Raw genomic sequence first — 15625 nt, forward strand, 5'->3', positions numbered from 1 at the left:
GCCTCCTTCGAGCACTCGGCCCACCACGGCGCAACGTCTTGCTTGGCGGCGTTCCACGCCTTGCGCAGCGCGGGTAGCGACCACGAGATAGCCGGGGTGAGCTCGCCATCCGGAATACCGTAAGTGCGTTCAGCGGCCCTCTGGTCCATGACGGCTTTGACCCAGGCCAGCGCCCAGTTGTGCGCGACCCGGGCGGCGCCGGCGTGCGCGAGTACGTCGCGTTTCTGCCCGGGGGTGAGGTCGAGGGCGAACCGGTACGCCTGGATCGTCTTCACGCCGGGTCCTCGGTGGCAGCTTCGATGGCGCGGCGGGCGCGGTTCGCGGCGGCGCGGCGGCCGTACAGGCGCGCGCACAGCGAGGTCAGGATCTCGGTCACGTCGCGCACGAGGTCGTCGTCTACCTCCGCGGGGTCGACCACGAGCAGGCGGCGGCCCTGCGCGGCAAGAGCGGCTTCGACGTACTCGGCTCCGAACCGAGCGAACCGGTCGCGGTGCTCGACCACGATCGTGGCCACCGCCGGGTCGCGCAGCAGCGCGAGGAACTCCTTGCGATGCCCGTCGAGCGCCGAGCCGACCTCGGTCACCACCCGATCAACGGCGAGGTGCCGCCCCGTCGCCCACATCGTGACCCGGGCGACCTGCCGGTCCAGGTCCGCCTTCTGGTCGCCCGACGAAACCCGGGCGTACACCACAACCTGCCCGCCGTCCGGGGCCGCACCCGTCACCGGTTCACCGACCATGATCAGCCGGCCGAGCCGATACGTCGGAACGGGCAGCATCCCGGCCGCGTACTGCCGCCGCGCGGTCACGTACGAGATACCAGTTGCCGCCGCCCACTCCTTCAAATTCACGGCAGCAACTATAGATCGCTAGATGTCGCTCACGACCACCGACACGCCAACAGTTGTTAACCCCCTGCATCCCGACCGTGCCGCCGCCGTGGTCCGGCTAGCCGTGCCGACCGTCGCCGACGTCGCCGTGCTGGTGCTGGCCCCGCGCTTCGGCCGGGCCCGCTGGTGGCGGGCCGTGCGTGCGGACGACGAGGCGCCCGCCGTGGACAGCGGCGTGATGCTCGCCGCCGCGGCGCTGCCGTCGGCCATCGAGGAGGGGCTCGTCGGCGCCGAGCCGCACGCCCTGGACTGGCTGGTCGAGCAGGCCGTCTCGGCGGGCTGGCTGCCCGGTTTCGACGCGGCCGGCGCCACCGCGCGTGTCATGCCGTTGCCCGGCAGGGAGAGCCCGGTCGGGGTGCTGCTGGTCGCCCGCCGGGACAGCCGCTGGTGCGACGACGCCGACCTCGACCTGGTCCGTGCCTTCGCGGCCCGGGCCGGCGCCGCGCTCACCACCGCGCTGCTCTACCGCGACCAGGCCGAGGTCGCCGACACCCTCCAGGCGAGCCTCCTGCCCGTCGAGCCGGCGGCGGCCCCCGGCGTGCAGTGGGGCACCGCCTACCGGCCGGCGCAGGCCGGGCTGCGCATCGGCGGCGACTTCTACGGCTCCCACCGGCTCGTCGACGGCGGCTCGGTCTTCTTCCTCGGCGACGTCTCCGGCAAGGGCGTCGAGGCGGCCGTGTTCACCGGCCAGCTCCGCCAGTGCCTGCACGCGCTGCACCGGGTCGAGTCGCAGCCGGGACGGCTGCTGAAGCTGCTCAACGACGCGTTGCTGGAGACCACCCAGGCGCACGGGCAGGGCCGGTTCGCCACCATGGTGCTGGGCGTGGTGCGCCCGCACCGCGAGGGCGGCCTCACCCTGACCATGGCCGGCGGCGGCCACCTCCCGCCACTGGTGCTGCGGGCCTCCGGCGAGGTCGAGGTGGTGCCGCTGAGCGGGATGCTGATCGGTGTGGTGCCGGATTCCCGGATCGGCGAGGTGACCGTGCACCTGGCGCCGGGCGAGACCTGCCTGCTCTACAGCGACGGGGTGACCGAGGCGCGCGGCGGCCGGCGGGGCGACGAGCAGTTCGGCGCCGAGCGGCTGTTGCACGTGGTGACCGGGTGCCACCGGATGCCCGCCCCGGCGCTGGCCGAGCGGGTCGAGCAGGTGACCTGCGACTGGCTCGGCCACGGCGACCACGACGACATCGCGGTGCTCGCGTTGCGGGCGACCGGCCCGGTCCGTCCCGGCCGGCACCTGCACGCGGTGCCCGGCCCGATCGGCGCCGACCGAGTGAGGGAGACCGACGCGTGACCGCGACGACCACGGAGGCCGACCCGGCCCATGCCTTCCCCGGCTACCTGGAGTGCCTGGCGGAGGCCGACGAGCATGCCGCCGTCGAGGTGGCCCTCGGGCTGCTGGAGTCCGGCGTGCCGGCCGAGCGGGTGCTGCTGGACCTGGTCGCCCCAGCGCAGGCCGAGGTGGGGGAGCGGTGGGCGCGCGACGAGTGGAGCGTGGCCCAGGAGCACGCCGCCACCCACATCAGCGAGCGGGTGGTGGCCGCGGTCGCCGCGTACGCCGATCCGCGCCCGACCCGGGGCCGGATCGTGGTCGCCTGCATGGACGGTGAGTGGCACGCCCTGCCGGCCCGGCTGGTGGCCGAGGTGCTGCGGCTGCGCGGCTGGCAGATCACCTTCCTCGGGGCCAGCGTGCCCGCCGCGCACCTGGTGTCCTACCTGCACCGCTACGACGCGCACGCGGTCGCCCTGGCCTGCGCGCTGCCGATGCGGCTGCCGCACGCGCACCGCATGATCGAGGCCTGCCGCCGCTCGGACGTGCCGGTGGTGGTGGGCGGGCGCGGGTTCGGTGGCGACGGCCGCTGGGCCCGGGTGCTCGGCGTGCCCTGGGCGCCGGACGCGCCGACCGCGGCGGACCTGGTCGCCGACGAGCGGGCGCTGCGCGCGGTGCCGCCGGCGCGGCTCGACCACCTCGCCGACGACGAGTACGCGAGCCTGGCCAAGCGGCGCGGTGAGCTGATCGACAGCGCCCTGGCCGACCTGCGGGAGCGGGTGCCCGGGGTGCGCGACTACACGCCGGCGCAGCTCGACTCGACCGTCAGCGACCTCGGCTACATCGTCGATTTCCTCGCCGCCGCCCTCTACGTCGACGACGAGACCCTCTTCACCGAGTTCGTCGAGTGGTTGGTGGCGATCCTGGTCAGCCGCCGGGTCCCGGCGGGCGCGGTCGGGCTGACCCTTGACCACTATGGACAGCGGCTGCGCGACTTCCCCCGGGCCGGTCGGTTCCTCGACCGGGCCCGCGCGCTGGTCAGCGGGCTGTCCGCCGCGCCGGGGCGCTGACCGTCACGGTGCGGGCGCACCGGCGAGACCTGCGTATACTTGCTGAACTGCAAGGGTCAGCCTGCGGTGGGAGCGAGGGGGGCCACGGTGACGTTCACCGTCACGTACGGCCAGCGGGAGGGCGGTGCGGCCTGCCTCCGGCTCGCGGGTGAGCTCGACCTGAGCACCGCGCCGGAACTCAACGCCGCCATCGACCGGCTGGCCGCCGAGGGGCACCGTGAGCTGCTGCTGGACCTCGCCGAGCTGACCTTCTGCGACTCCACCGGCATCGCCGCGTTCGTCCGCGGCGACAACCTCGCCGCCGCCGCCGGCGGCTGGTTGCGGATCACCGGGGCGACCGGGCGGGTGGCCCGGGTGCTCCAGGTGACCGGGCTGGCCGAGGTGCTGAACTACCAGTCGGATGCGGTCGACCCGGCCACGCCGGCCGCCTCCTGATCGGATAGATTTCCCCGCCAGCAGTCGACCTCGCCGTCGGCGTTCCGCCTCCGAGACGAAGCAGGTAGTCCCATGGGTCATGGCACCCCGAGCCCCGTTCGTATCCTGGTGGTGGACGATGACCCGGGTGACGTCCTGATGATCGAGGAGGCACTCGAGGACTCGGACGTCGAGAAGGTCATCGACGTGGTCAACGACGGCCAGGAGGCGATGGAGTTCCTCCGCCGCGAGGGTCGGCACACCGAGGCCCGGCGCCCCGACGTCATCCTGCTCGACCTGAACATGCCCCGGATGGACGGGCGTCAGGTGCTCGGTGAGGTCAAGCGGGACGAGGACCTGCGCACCATCCCGATCGTCGTGCTCACCACCTCCAACGCCGACACCGACATCCTTGGCAGCTACACCCTCCAGGCCAATGCGTACGTGACGAAGCCGATCGACCTGGATGACTTCAACGATGTGGTGCGCCGCATTGACGAGTTCTTCGGCCGCGTGGTCGTGCTCCCCAAGCACTCCTGACCACCTTCGTCCGGGCGTCCGGATGCTGAACAATTTGCGGGAACGGCCGCCGGGGCCGCCCGCCGCCCAGGATCGTCAGGTGGGGAAGTGACACCAGCTGCCTGGGGGGCGACACACATGAGGTTCTCCGTGGTTGAGACCGGTTACGACCAGCGGCAGGTGGACTCCTGCCTGGACGAGCTGGGAATCCGGTTGGTCCGGCTTGCGGCCCGCGCGGAGAGCGCAGCCGGCGCCGGCCGCGAGTGGGACCAGGTCCGCGAGGACGCCACCCACCTCTGCGACTTCCTGCGCCGCCGGACCGCCGCGGTGGACGGCGACGAGGCCGCCGGGACGGCCGCCGAGCGGGAGGCCGCCATGCTGCTGGCCGAGGCCCGAGGCGAGCTGGAGGCCGCCCGGGAGGAGGCCCGTCAGGTACGCGAGCAGGCCTACGCCGAGGCGGTCCGGGCGCGCCGGGACTTCGAGGCGGCGCTGCTGGCCCGCCGCCGGCGGGAGGCCCGCGTCGACGAGATCCTCTCCGGGGTACGCGGTGACACGGTGTCCCCGGACACGCCGACCGCCGCCGCGGGCGTGCCGACCGGCGACGCCGCCGAGCGCAGCGCCGCCTGAGCGCCCGCTAGACCAGCGCGGCCACCACCGTGGTGGCCCGCTGCTCGTGCTTCGCGTACGCGTCGGGGAAGGCGGAGACCTGCACCGCCTGGGCCGCGGCGGTGAGGCTCAGTTCCGTCCAGCCGGGCACCTCCTTCAGTGCGGTGAAGAAGGCGCGGGCCGCGTACGCCGGGCGCATGATCTCCTCGACCGTGCCCCACCCGCTGCTGGGCCGCTGCTGGAACAGGCCGATCGAGTCGTGGTCGGAGCCGCTGCCCTGGTGCGGGTAGTCGAACGACTCGGGGAGCACGTCGCTGGCCAGGTTGTAGAGGTTGCTCTCCTGCATGGCGGTGGCGACGGCCACCACGAGCGCCCGGCGGGGCATCTTCATGGCCCGGCCGGCGTCGACGATCGCCTTGGCATTGTCCATCTGCCGCTGGTCCAGCCCGGCGACGGGCCGGGGGTGCTTGGGCCGGACGGGCTTCTTCGGCGCCTTCCTGGTGGGCGTCGGGCTCGGGGTGGCGGCCGGGATCGGGGTGACCGGCACGGCGACCGGCGCTGCGCCGCGCTCGAAGTCCCGGGAGGCCCGCTGCTCGGCGGCCGCGGCCGCCCGGTCGGCGAGCGCCTCGCGGACGGGCTCGTGCCGCTGCCCGGTCTCCCGCGCGCCGACGACGCCGATCAGACCGAGGCAGCAGGTCACGCCGGTGGCGACGGCGACCCGGGCGGGGGTGGAGCGGACCGGTCCGCTGCGGGCGGGCTCCGGGGCCCGGTGCCGCCCGATTCTCCGTTCGGCTGATGCCGGGTCGATCGTACGGCGAAGGGGTCGCGTCTCGGTCGGCTGCTGCGTATCGGGGTGGTCGGGATGCACCCGCCGAGGCTAGAAAGGTTCCGGGCCCTTGCCATCGGGGTGGTTGGTGGCATGCGTCACAATTTGCCATGGTCCGCCCGCACATTACGCTCGGTACACCACGAATTCGATCATCCTCGCCTTTCGTATTTTCCGTTCATGTCCGGAACTCCGGGACAGACTCCGCGCATGATCCTCTTCTCGGTGGTTCCGGCCGCCCTCCTCCGTTCGGGCGAGGGCTGCGCCCGTCACCTGGGGGTACACGCCTCGGTCGGAGGGCCCACGCGGCCGGCGATCGGGCATGTCCGGATCGCCGCCACCGGAGGTCCCCCCGCTCGATACGATGCGGACGGTGACGGAGCAGATGGTCGATGAGCGGATCGCCGGCGAACCCGCCGGCCGCCAGGGCCGGCGGGGGCTGATCGTCGGCCTGTGCGCCGTCCTGCTCGCCCTGCTCCTCGTCGGCCACCGGGCGGTGCCCAACGTGCACGGCCTGGGCAGCCTGGTGGACAGTGCCACCCCGTTGCTCGGGCTCGGCGTACCCCTGCTCGCGCTCGCGGCGCTGCTGCGCCGGTCCCGCCGGGCCCTGCTCGCGGTCCTGCTTCCGGCGCTGGTCTGGGCGGCGCTCTACGGCGGCGCCTGGTTGCCGCCCGCCTCCGGCGCGGGCACCACCTCGCTGCGGGTGGCCAGCCAGAACCTGCGCGCCGGCAATCCCGATCCGGCCGCCACGCTCGGCGCCCTCACCGACGCCGCTCCGGACCTCATCGGGCTCCAGGAGGTCGACGACGGCGAGGGGGTCGCCGCCGCCCTGGGCGGGGACTACCCGCACCGGGCCGCGGTCTCCACCGTCGCGCTGTGGAGCCGCTGGCCGATCCGCGAGGCGCACGGCGTCGACACCGGCCTCGGTTGGGAGCGCGCGCTGCGGGCCGTGGTCACCACCCCGCAGGGCGACCTGGCGGTGTACGTGGTCCACCTCGGCTCGGCCCGGGCCGGCCACACCGCCACCCGGGACGAGACCCTCGCCGCGCTCGCCGCGACCGTCCGGGCCGACGACGCGCCGCGGCTGGTGGTGCTCGGCGATCTCAACACCGCCACCACCGACCGGGTCTTCGGGCCGCTCACCCGCCTGCTGGGCGACGCACAGGCCGACGCCGGGCAGGGCTTCGGCTTCACCTGGCCGGCGGAACTCCCGGTGACCCGCCCGGACCACGTCCTCTACCGGGGGCTCACCCCCACCGCGGCCGGGGTGCTGCACACCCCGGACAGCGACCACCGCGCGGTGACCGCCGGTTTCCGCTGGTGAGCGGTCAGTGCCGCCCGTTCTCCGCCGGGGTGACGGTCAGCCGGTGCCGGCTGTTGTCGCCGCTGGAGAACGGCCAGAGCCGGTCGGCGTGCGCCACCAGGTCGGCCAACTGCTCCCGGGTGAGACCGGCCGAGGAGATCTCGGCGTGCACGTCGGCCCGGTAGCGGCCGTCGTCGTCGCGGCCCAGCTTCGCCGCCGCGGTCACCTCGACGGTGTGCGCTTCGTCGGTGATCTCGCCGGCCGCCTCCACCGCCGCGTGGTGCAGGCAGGAGGCGAACGCGGCGGCCAGGAGCTGCTCGGGCGTCAGGCCGGTGCAGTGCGGCGCCAGCGGGGACGCCAGGGCGGAGGAGAGACCGCCGTCGTCGGTGCGTACGTGACCGCCCGCGGCGGTCGCCGTGGCCGTCTCGGCCAGCCAGGAACTCGGATCCGGCATCGCGTTCCTCCCGTCACTCACCCGCCCGGCTACCCGGCCCCCGCCCGGCGAAACCGTGCCTGAGCAGGCAGCGCGTCAGCGGGCCTGACCGGTCGGGTGCGCCTCGACGGCGATCGCCTCGGTCGCCTCGGCGGCCGCCCGGTCGGTCCACGCCGACACCGTGGCGCTCCGCTGACGGGGCGCCGACGCGACCATCGGCACGTAGACCCGGGCGTCCACCACCTCGGCGAGCAGCAGCGCGGCCATCAGGCTGGACGGGCGGGCGGTCGGGTCCTCGGCGAGGCAGCCCCGGCACAGGTCGGCCGCCTCGGTCGGCAACCCGTCGATGTCGGGCAGCGGCTCCGGTGGCCGGCGCCGACCCGAGCCGAGCAGTTGGGTGGTGCTGTCGGCCGCGTACGGGAGCCGGCCGGTCAGGCAGTAGTAGAGGAGCACGCCCAGGGCGTACATGTCGGCGGCCGGGGTGGCCGGCTGCCGGTCGAGCTGCTCCGGCGCCAGGTACGCCGGCGTCCCCACCACGATCCCGTCCGGGGTGTGGTCGGGTGCGCCGGCCGGGCTGGCGATCCCGAAGTCGAGCACCTTCACGCCCGCCGGGGTGAGGATCACGTTCGCCGGCTTCACGTCCCGGTGCACGATGCCGTGCGTGTGCGCGGCGGCCAGGGCGGCGCTCACCTCGGCGCAGACCCGCACCGCGATCCGCCAGTCCAGCCGGCCGCGGCGCAGGTGGGCGGCGAGCGTCTCGCCCTCGGCCAGCTCCATCACGATGTACGGCACCGCGCGCCCGTCCGGCAGGGCGGCGGTGCCGAAGTCGTGCACGCTGGCCACGTTCGGGTGCACCAGCCGGGCCGCCGAGCGGGCCTCGCGCCGGATCCGATCGACCGAGGTGGCCTCCCCGTCCAGCCCCGGCGAGATCAGCTTGACCGCGACGGTCCGGTCGAGCACGAGGTCGTGCGCCCGCCACACTTCGGACATTCCGCCGATGCCGACCCGCCGTTCGAGCTCGTACCGCCCGCCCAGCGTCCTCATCGACCACTCCTCGCCTCGTCCGATCCCCTCCGGTTTCGCTACCCGGGCCCGGAGCAGGGCAAACCGCCGGGCATTCCCGCCACCGGGCGGGCCCGGCGCGGGGTAGCTTCGCGAACAGGGGACTGTGTCGACGGCGATACGGAGGGTGACCGGTGGCTCTGGTGCGCGTGCGGTTCGTCGGGGGACCCGCCGACGACCTGGTCCGGGACCTGCCCGCCGACCCGGACGGGGCGCCACCGCCGCGGTGGATCCTGCGCCACCCCGACCGGCCGCCCGGCGGCGAGGCCGACCACCTCTACGAGCGCGACCACCACCACGACGCGGGCGGCTGGACGATGCGGTACGTGCGCACCGACCCGTTCGGCGCCACCGAGTGAGCCCGGTCAGGCCGGCTTCGCGCCGGTGGTGTGGAGGATGACCGAGGCGACCAGCTCCGGGTCGTCGTGCATCGGCACGTGCCCGCAGCCGGTCAGCTCCAGGTGTCGGGCCGCCGGCAGCCGGGTCCGCGCCAGCGCGGCCTGCCGGTAGGGCAGGATCCGGTCCCGGGTGCCCCAGGCAACCGTCACCGGCACGGTCGGCGCGCCGGCGAACGCGTAGCCCCGGCCGGCCCGGGCCACCGCGCGGAAGGCCCGCGCCTCGCGCAGCGCCCGCGCGTCGGCCAGCGCGTCGGCCAGCGCCATCCGGTTCGGACGGGCCAGGATCATGCCCAGCGCGAGGGTGCGCAGCGCCGGGTTGGCGAACAGCGACCGCAGCACCGGCTCGGGCAGCCGCGCGGCGTTGCGGTGCAGGGTGAGCACGGTGAGCGCCCAGCGCAGCTCGCGCGGGGTGCAGAAGCCGGCGGGGGAGAGGGCGGTGGCGGAGGAGACCGCCCCGGCGGCGGCGAGTTCCAGGGCGATGGCCCCGCCGAGGCTGTTGCCCGCCACGTGCGGGCGGTCCAGCCCGAGCGCGGCGAACAGCTCGACGATCCCGGTCACCAGGCCGGGCATGTCGGCCGGTAGGCCGGCGGCGGGCACCGGCGAGCGGCCGAACCCGGGCAGGTCGACGGCGATCACGTCGTGCGCCTCGGCGAGCCGGTCCAGCACCGGCGACCAGGCGGCCCAGTGGTGCCCGATGCCGTGCAGCAGCACCAGCGGCACGCCGGCCCCGCGCCGCTCGAAGACGACCTCCGCCGGGCTCATCGCCGCACCTCCGGCGTGCTCGCCCCGAAGCCCCGCCCCAGTGCCCGAGTCTGCTCCTCGATGAGCGGGACGGTCTCCTTCGCGGTCCGCCCGACCAGCCGGTCGGCGAGCGGGCTGACCAGCAGCGACCGGACCGCCTGCACGCCGCCGACGGCGCGCGGCACGTAGACCCGGCGCCGGCGGCGCTCGATCGCCCGGACGAACGCCGCCGCGCACTCCTGCACGGTGGTGGTCCGCCGCATCGGCCAGGGCAGCTTCGCCAGCGCCGTCTCGAACGCCGGCAGGTCGGCCCGCGCCTCGCGGACCAGGTCGGTGTCCACCCAGGACGGATGTGCCGTGCCCACGGCCACCCCACGGTGCGCCAGCTCCAGCCGGATGGCCGTGCCGAAATGCTCGACGCCGGCCTTGGAGGCGCAGTAGGCGGCCATCCCGGGCAGCGCCGCGAACGCGGCGGCGGAGGAGACGATCAGCAGGTAGCCCCGGCGGGCGAGGAGCGCCGGCACGGTCGCCGCCGCGGTGCGCATCACCCCGATCAGGTTCACCTCGACCGTGCGGACCAGCGCCTCGACGTCGCCGACGGCGATGGTGCCGCGGTTGGCGACGCCGGCGTTCGCCACCACCGCGTCGATGCCGCCCAGCGCCGCGACCGTGCCGTCGACCGCGGCGGCCAGCTCGGCCTGATCGGTGACGTCGGCGGGGAACCAGACGTGGCCGGGACCCAGCTCGGTGGCGAGCGCGGCGAGGCGGTCGGGTTCCAGCCCGACCAGGGCCAGCCGCGCGCCCCGCGCGGCGGCCAGCCGGGCGGTGTGCTCGCCGATGCCCCGGGCCGCCCCGGTCACCAGCACCACCTTGCCGGCGAGCCGGCCGGCCGGACCACCATCGATGGACATGCCGGCAAGTTACCACCGGGTAGCGGGCTGGGGAAGGGCCGTCCGGCGCGTCCGCGGCCAGGCCTGGACGCCCTGGCCAGCCAGCCATTGCGGGCCGTCGGCGCCGCGTGCCAGCGCGGCCACCGCCAGCATCGCGGCGCGCGCGGCGTCGGGCGCGGCCACCGTCACCGCGGCCCACGGCGAGTCCGGCGCGGTGCCCGTGCGCGGGTCGCGTACCCCCGTCGTCCGGCCGCAGCACGTCGGCGGTGACCAACGCGCCGCCGGTCAACGTGGCCGGACGATGCGCGACCCGCTCATGCGGTGAGCCTGCCCGCCGCGGCTGGAGGGGACGTGGGCCGCGCCTGTGGTCCGGCTGTGCGTCCGCCGCGACCGCCCGGCCCGCGCGGATCCCCGCGCCCGACCCGCACAGCTGGTACACAGGATCGGGACAGGCCCGGCACAGCGGGTGCGCCCACGATGGGGAGCATGGTCATGAACGGGCAGGCCGCGCAGGGCCGGATCGAGCTGCGCCGACCGGACGGCGAACCGGTGCGGGTGCTGGTGGTGGACGACGAGCCGACGCTCACCGACCTGCTCTCGATGGCGCTGCGCTACGAGGGCTGGCAGGTGACCACCGCCGGCAACGGGATGGCGGCGATCAGCGCGGCCCGGCAGTTCAACCCCGACGCCGTGGTCCTCGACGTCATGCTCCCGGACCTGGACGGCTTCCAGGTGCTGCGCCGGCTGCGCGAGCAGGCGCCCACCGTGCCGGTGCTCTTCCTGACCGCACGGGACGCGGTCGAGGAGCGGATCGCCGGGCTCACCGTCGGCGGCGACGACTACGTCACCAAGCCGTTCAGCCTCGAAGAGGTGATCGCCCGGCTGCGCGCCCTGCTGCGCCGCTCCGGGTTCGCGGTCGCCGCCCGCGAGGAGGCCGTACTCACCGTCGGCGACCTCAGCCTCGACGAGGACAGCCACGAGGTACGCCGCGGCGGTGACCTGATCAACCTCACCGCCACCGAGTTCGAGCTGCTGCGCTACCTCATGCGCAACCCGCGCCGGGTGCTGAGCAAGGCACAGATCCTCGACCGGGTCTGGAACTACGACTTCGGCGGCCAGGCCAACGTGGTCGAGCTGTACATCTCGTACCTGCGCAAGAAGATCGACGCGGGTCGGGAGCCCATGATTCACACCCTGCGCGGGGCGGGCTATGTCCTCAAGCCCGCCGAGTGACCGGGGCGGGCGGCTGCGGCGGCGGCTGGCGGGCTGGTCGCTGCGCCGGCGTCTGGTGCTCTCCGTGGTGGCGCTGCTGGCCCTGATCAGCATCGGCATCGGCGGCCTGACCACGATCGCCCTGCGGCACTTCCTGGTCGGCCAGGTGGACAACCAGCTCACCATCGCCGACGGGCGCGCCGGCGACGGGCCGCCGTGGCCGCGTCCGCCCGGCGACCCGCGTCGGACGGACCCGTGCGACCTGTCGACACTGGAGCCGCCGCGCGGCTTCCCGACCGGCTCGATCGCCCTGCGCACCGCCTGCGGAGCCACCACCGCCACGACCCGGGCCGAGTCCGGGGAGGCCGAGACGGTTCCGGCCGCCGACATCGCCGCGCTCGCCGCGCTACCGCTCGACGGGCAGCCCCGCACCATTGAGGTCGGCGACCGGGGTGACTATCGCGCGGTGGCCCATCGGTCGTCGAACGGCGAGATGGGGGCCGTCGCCATCCCGCTCGCCGGGGTCCAGGACACCGTCATGTGGGTGCTGGTCGCCCAGGCCGGGCTGGTCACCGCCGGGCTGATCATCGCGGGCGGCCTCGGTGCGCTGATCGTCCGGGCCGCGCTGCGCCCGCTGAACCGGGTCGCCGCCACCGCCACCCGGGTCACCGAGCTGCCGCTGGACCGGGGCGAGGTGGCCCTGTCGGTGCGGGTGCCGGCGGGCGACACCGACCCGCGTACCGAGGTCGGGCAGGTGGGCGGCGCGCTCAACCGGATGCTCGGCCACGTCGCCGCCGCGCTCGCCGCCCGGCAGGCCAGCGAGATGCGGGTACGCCAGTTCGTCGCCGACGCCAGCCACGAGCTGCGCACCCCCCTCGCCGCCATCCGCGGTTACGCCGAGGTGGCCCGGCGCGGCCGGGACGAGGTGCCGCCGGACGTGGCGCACGCCCTGCGCCGGGTGGAGTCGGAGAGCACCCGGATGACCAGCCTCGTCGACGACCTGCTGCTGCTCGCCCGGATCGACTCCGGCCGGCCGCTCGCGGCCGAGCCGGTCGACCTCACCGCCATGGTGGTCAACGCGGTCAGCGACGCGCACGTGGCCGGCCCCGAGCACCGCTGGCAGCTGGACCTGCCCGACGAGCCGGTCGGTGTCACCGGCGACGCCCACCGGCTGCACCAGGTGCTGGCCAACCTGCTCGCCAACGCCCGGGTGCACACCCCGCCCGGCACCACGGTCACCACCCGGCTCGCGCCGGCGGCCGGCGGCGTCGAGCTGAGCGTCACCGACGACGGCCCGGGCATCCCCGCCGAGCTGCAACCGGAGGTGTTCGAGCGGTTCGCCCGCGGCGACAGTTCCCGCTCCCGGGCGCACGGCAGCACCGGCCTCGGCCTGGCCATCGTGGCCGCCGTGGTGGAGGCCCACCACGGCGAGGTCGACGTGGCGAGCCGCCCCGGCCGGACCGTCTTCACGGTGCGGCTGCCGGAATCCACAGCCGACGCATAGGCCGCTCACGGGGCCGGGTCAGCGCTCGACCCGAGGCTTGCCGGCATGGACAGAACAGAGAGCCTGCTGACCGCGTCCACGGCCGGGTCGCCCGCGACCGAACCGGCCCCCGCGCCCGCCCCGGAACCGGTCCGGACCCCGGCGCAGCCGCCGGCCGAGCCGCCCCGTCGCGACCCGCGCTGGACGCGACCGGCCCTGCTCGGCCTGCTGCTGGCCACCGCGCTGCTCTATCTCTGGGGCCTGGGCGCCTCGGGCTGGGGCAACGCGTTCTACTCGGCGGCCGTGCAGGCCGGCTCGGAGAGCGGGAAGGCGTTCTTCTACGGCTCCTCGGACGCGGCCAACTCGATCACCGTCGACAAGACCCCCGCCTCGCTCTGGCTGATGGCCCTCTCGGTCCGCCTCTTCGGGCTGAGCAGCTGGTCGATCCTGGTGCCGCAGGCGCTGCTCGGCGTCGCCTCGGTCGGCGTCCTGCACGCCGCCGTGCGCCGCTGGTACGGGCCGGTCGCCGGCCTGCTGGCCGGCGCGGTGCTCGCGGTCACCCCGGTGGCCACCCTGATGTTCCGGTTCAACAACCCCGACGCCCTGCTGGTGTTCCTGCTGGTCGCCGCCGCGTACGCCACGGTGCGGGCGGTCGAGACGGCGAGCACCCGGTGGATCACGCTGACCGGCGCGATGGTCGGGCTCGGTTTCCTCACCAAGATGCTCCAGGCGTTTCTGGTGATCCCCGTCTTCGCCGGGGTCTACCTGCTGGCCGCGCCGACCGGCTTCTGGCGGCGGATCCGCCAGCTGCTGCTCTCCGGGCTGGCCATGCTGGTCGCCGCCGGCTGGTGGGTGGCCGTCGTGGAGCTGGTCCCCGCGAACGCCCGCCCGTACATCGGCGGCTCGCAGCACAACAGCATCCTGCAGCTGACTCTCGGCTACAACGGCCTCGGCCGGATCACCGGCGACGAGGAGGGCAGCGTCGGCGGCGCCGGCCGGACGGGCGGCGGCGGGGGCCCGTTCTCCGGACAGGCCGGCCTGCTGCGGATGTTCGACACCGAGATCGGCGGCCAGATCTCCTGGCTGCTGCCGGCCGCGCTGATCCTGCTGGTCGCCGGGCTGTGGCTGGCCGGACGGGCGTCGCGTACCGACCGGACCCGGGCCGGCTGCTGCTCTGGGGCGGCTGGCTGCTGGTCACCGGGCTGATCTTCAGCTTCATGTCCGGCATCTTCCACGCGTACTACACGGTGGCCCTGGCCCCGGCGGTCGGCGCGCTGGTGGGCATCGGAGCGACCCTGCTCTGGCGGGCCCGGACCACCCCGGCCATCCCCGTCGCGCCCGCACCCGGGTACGCGCCGTCGGTCGCCGCCGGCACCGTCCCGCCGGCCGCCGCCGTCCCGCCGGCCGCCGCCGTCCCGCCGGCCGCCACCCTTCCGTCGGCCGCAGGCGGCCAGCCCGCCACCCTCGCCCCGGTCGCACCGGCGGGTCGGCCGTTCGCCCCGGACCGGCGGCGCGGGTTCGCCGCGACCGTCATCCTGGCCGGCACCTTGGCCGCGACCGCCTGGTGGTCCTGGCACCTGCTCGGCCGCAGCGCCGACTGGTACCCCTGGCTGCGCCCCGCAGTGCTGGTGGTCGGCCTGGCCGCCGCCGTGCTGCTGGTGCTCGTCGACCGGCTGCCCCGCCGGGCGGCACCGGTGCTGCTGGCTCTGGGAGCGGCGGCCGCGCTCGCCGGCCCCGTGGCGTACTCCCTCCAGACGGCGGCCACCGCGCACACCGGCTCGATCCCGAGCGCCGGCCCGGCCGTGCAGGGCGGTTTCGGCCCCGGTGGCCGCGGCGGCTTCCCGGGCGGCGGCCGGATGCCGGGCGGCATGCAGGCCCCGGGCGGCCAGTTCCCCGGCTTCCCGGCGGCCAGAACGGCGGCAACGGCCAGAACGGCGGCAACGGCCAGAACGGCGGCACCGGCCAGAACGGCCAGTTCCCGGCCTTCCCGGGCGGCGGCAACGGCCAGTTCCCCGGCCTTCCCGGCGGCCAGACGGGCTCCGGCCAGACCGGCACCGGGCAGGACGGGGCGACCGGGCAGAGCGGCGCCACCGGGCAGGTCCCCGGCGGCGACGGCCGGTCGCAGCGCGGCGCTGGCATGGGCGGGCTGCTCGACGCCCGCGAGCCGAGCGCCGAGCTGAGGGCCCTGCTGGAGGCCGACGCGGACGACTACACCTGGGTCGCCGCGACGGTCGGCTCGAACAACGCCTCCGGCTACCAGCTCGCCACCCGCGAGCCGGTGATGCCGATCGGCGGCTTCAACGGCAGCGACCCGTCCCCGACCCTCGCCCAGTTCCAGCGGTACGTCGCCGACGGACAGATCCACTACTTCATCGGTGGCGGCGGGTTCCGGGCCAACGGCGGCAGCAACGCCTCCGCCGAGATCGCCGCCTGGGTGGCCGAGAACTTCACGGCGCAGACCGTCGACGGCGTGACCGTGTACGACCTGGGCAGCGGAGAGCAGGGCTGA

17 protein-coding genes and 1 pseudogene are annotated in these 15625 nt (G+C 75.2%); 11 read left to right on the forward strand and 7 right to left on the reverse strand.

From position 1 onward, the window contains the following. Positions 1-275: helix-turn-helix domain-containing protein (locus ACFYPD_RS30165; RefSeq protein WP_387120840.1), on the reverse strand; the 275-nt coding region annotated here is incomplete at its 3' end. Then, positions 272-850 (reverse strand): IS607 family transposase, encoded by a 579-nt coding sequence (locus ACFYPD_RS30170; RefSeq protein WP_387120843.1) that lies wholly within the window; start codon positions 848-850, stop codon positions 272-274. The genes ACFYPD_RS30165 and ACFYPD_RS30170, both read right to left, overlap by 4 nt. Positions 851-872: 22 nt before the next feature. On the opposite strand from ACFYPD_RS30170, the gene ACFYPD_RS30175 reads away from it, so the two are divergent. From ACFYPD_RS30175 to ACFYPD_RS30195, 5 genes are all read left to right on the forward strand, one after another. After that, the gene (locus ACFYPD_RS30175; protein ID WP_387120846.1) at positions 873-2183 is read left to right on the forward strand and encodes a PP2C family protein-serine/threonine phosphatase; all 1311 of its coding nucleotides are present in this window, start codon (positions 873-875) and stop codon (positions 2181-2183) included. Next, on the forward strand, positions 2180-3229 hold the full coding sequence (locus tag ACFYPD_RS30180) for a B12-binding domain-containing protein (RefSeq protein ID WP_387120849.1): 1050 nt from the start codon (positions 2180-2182) through the stop codon (positions 3227-3229). Before ACFYPD_RS30175 ends, ACFYPD_RS30180 begins: the two co-directional genes overlap by 4 nt. A gap of 87 nt (positions 3230-3316) precedes the next feature. Continuing rightward, a complete protein-coding gene (locus ACFYPD_RS30185; protein WP_387120851.1) occupies positions 3317-3664 on the forward strand; it encodes an STAS domain-containing protein in 348 nt (115 codons plus the stop codon). A 72-nt stretch (positions 3665-3736) separates the two neighbouring features. Next, positions 3737-4183: a response regulator gene (locus ACFYPD_RS30190; RefSeq protein ID WP_387120853.1), complete on the forward strand. Its 447-nt coding sequence runs from the start codon at positions 3737-3739 to the stop codon at positions 4181-4183. Between the two features lie 117 nt (positions 4184-4300). Continuing rightward, positions 4301-4789: an ATPase gene (locus ACFYPD_RS30195; protein WP_387120856.1), complete on the forward strand. Its 489-nt coding sequence runs from the start codon at positions 4301-4303 to the stop codon at positions 4787-4789. Between the two features lie 7 nt (positions 4790-4796). Here ACFYPD_RS30195 and ACFYPD_RS30200 read toward each other — a convergent pair whose 3' ends face one another. Continuing rightward, positions 4797-5636 (reverse strand): hypothetical protein, encoded by an 840-nt coding sequence (locus ACFYPD_RS30200; RefSeq protein ID WP_387120859.1) that lies wholly within the window; start codon positions 5634-5636, stop codon positions 4797-4799. A gap of 331 nt (positions 5637-5967) precedes the next feature. Between ACFYPD_RS30200 and ACFYPD_RS30205 the strand changes: the two genes are divergently transcribed. Beyond that, on the forward strand, positions 5968-6918 hold the full coding sequence (locus tag ACFYPD_RS30205; protein WP_387120862.1) for an endonuclease/exonuclease/phosphatase family protein: 951 nt from the start codon (positions 5968-5970) through the stop codon (positions 6916-6918). A gap of 4 nt (positions 6919-6922) precedes the next feature. On the opposite strand, the gene ACFYPD_RS30210 is transcribed toward ACFYPD_RS30205, so the two are convergent. Both ACFYPD_RS30210 and ACFYPD_RS30215 read right to left on the reverse strand, forming a co-directional pair. Further along, the gene (locus ACFYPD_RS30210) at positions 6923-7351 is read right to left on the reverse strand and encodes an OsmC family protein (protein WP_262285231.1); all 429 of its coding nucleotides are present in this window, start codon (positions 7349-7351) and stop codon (positions 6923-6925) included. Between the two features lie 75 nt (positions 7352-7426). Next, the gene (locus ACFYPD_RS30215; protein WP_387120864.1) at positions 7427-8374 is read right to left on the reverse strand and encodes a serine/threonine-protein kinase; all 948 of its coding nucleotides are present in this window, start codon (positions 8372-8374) and stop codon (positions 7427-7429) included. Positions 8375-8526: 152 nt separating this feature from the next. On the opposite strand from ACFYPD_RS30215, the gene ACFYPD_RS30220 reads away from it, so the two are divergent. Beyond that, a complete protein-coding gene (locus tag ACFYPD_RS30220) occupies positions 8527-8751 on the forward strand; it encodes a hypothetical protein (protein ID WP_387120868.1) in 225 nt (74 codons plus the stop codon). Positions 8752-8757: 6 nt separating this feature from the next. Here ACFYPD_RS30220 and ACFYPD_RS30225 read toward each other — a convergent pair whose 3' ends face one another. Further along, positions 8758-9552 carry an alpha/beta fold hydrolase gene (locus ACFYPD_RS30225; protein ID WP_387120871.1) on the reverse strand — a complete coding sequence of 265 codons (795 nt, stop codon included), beginning with the start codon at positions 9550-9552 and terminating at the stop codon, positions 8758-8760. Further along, positions 9549-10442 (reverse strand): SDR family oxidoreductase, encoded by an 894-nt coding sequence (locus ACFYPD_RS30230; RefSeq protein WP_387120874.1) that lies wholly within the window; start codon positions 10440-10442, stop codon positions 9549-9551. The genes ACFYPD_RS30225 and ACFYPD_RS30230 overlap by 4 nt, the downstream gene beginning before the upstream one ends. Before the next feature lie 471 nt (positions 10443-10913). Here ACFYPD_RS30230 and ACFYPD_RS30235 point away from each other — a divergent pair, with 471 nt between their 5' ends. The 4 genes and pseudogenes from ACFYPD_RS30235 to ACFYPD_RS30250 all read left to right on the forward strand — a co-directional run bounded on the left by ACFYPD_RS30235 (position 10914) and on the right by ACFYPD_RS30250 (position 15625). Continuing rightward, on the forward strand, positions 10914-11654 hold the full coding sequence (locus ACFYPD_RS30235) for a response regulator transcription factor (protein WP_387121112.1): 741 nt from the start codon (positions 10914-10916) through the stop codon (positions 11652-11654). Beyond that, positions 11632-13137, forward strand: a complete 1506-nt coding sequence (locus ACFYPD_RS30240) for an ATP-binding protein (protein WP_387120877.1) — start codon at positions 11632-11634, stop codon at positions 13135-13137. The genes ACFYPD_RS30235 and ACFYPD_RS30240 overlap by 23 nt, the downstream gene beginning before the upstream one ends. Before the next feature lie 45 nt (positions 13138-13182). Further along, positions 13183-14495 (forward strand): annotated as a pseudogene (locus ACFYPD_RS30245) (ArnT family glycosyltransferase); the annotation flags it as partial. A 758-nt stretch (positions 14496-15253) separates the two neighbouring features. Continuing rightward, the gene (locus ACFYPD_RS30250) at positions 15254-15625 is read left to right on the forward strand and encodes a hypothetical protein (RefSeq protein ID WP_387120880.1); all 372 of its coding nucleotides are present in this window, start codon (positions 15254-15256) and stop codon (positions 15623-15625) included.

The organism is Micromonospora sp. NPDC005299, assembly GCF_042872345.1.
Taxonomy (GTDB): Bacteria; Actinomycetota; Actinomycetes; order Mycobacteriales; family Micromonosporaceae; genus Micromonospora.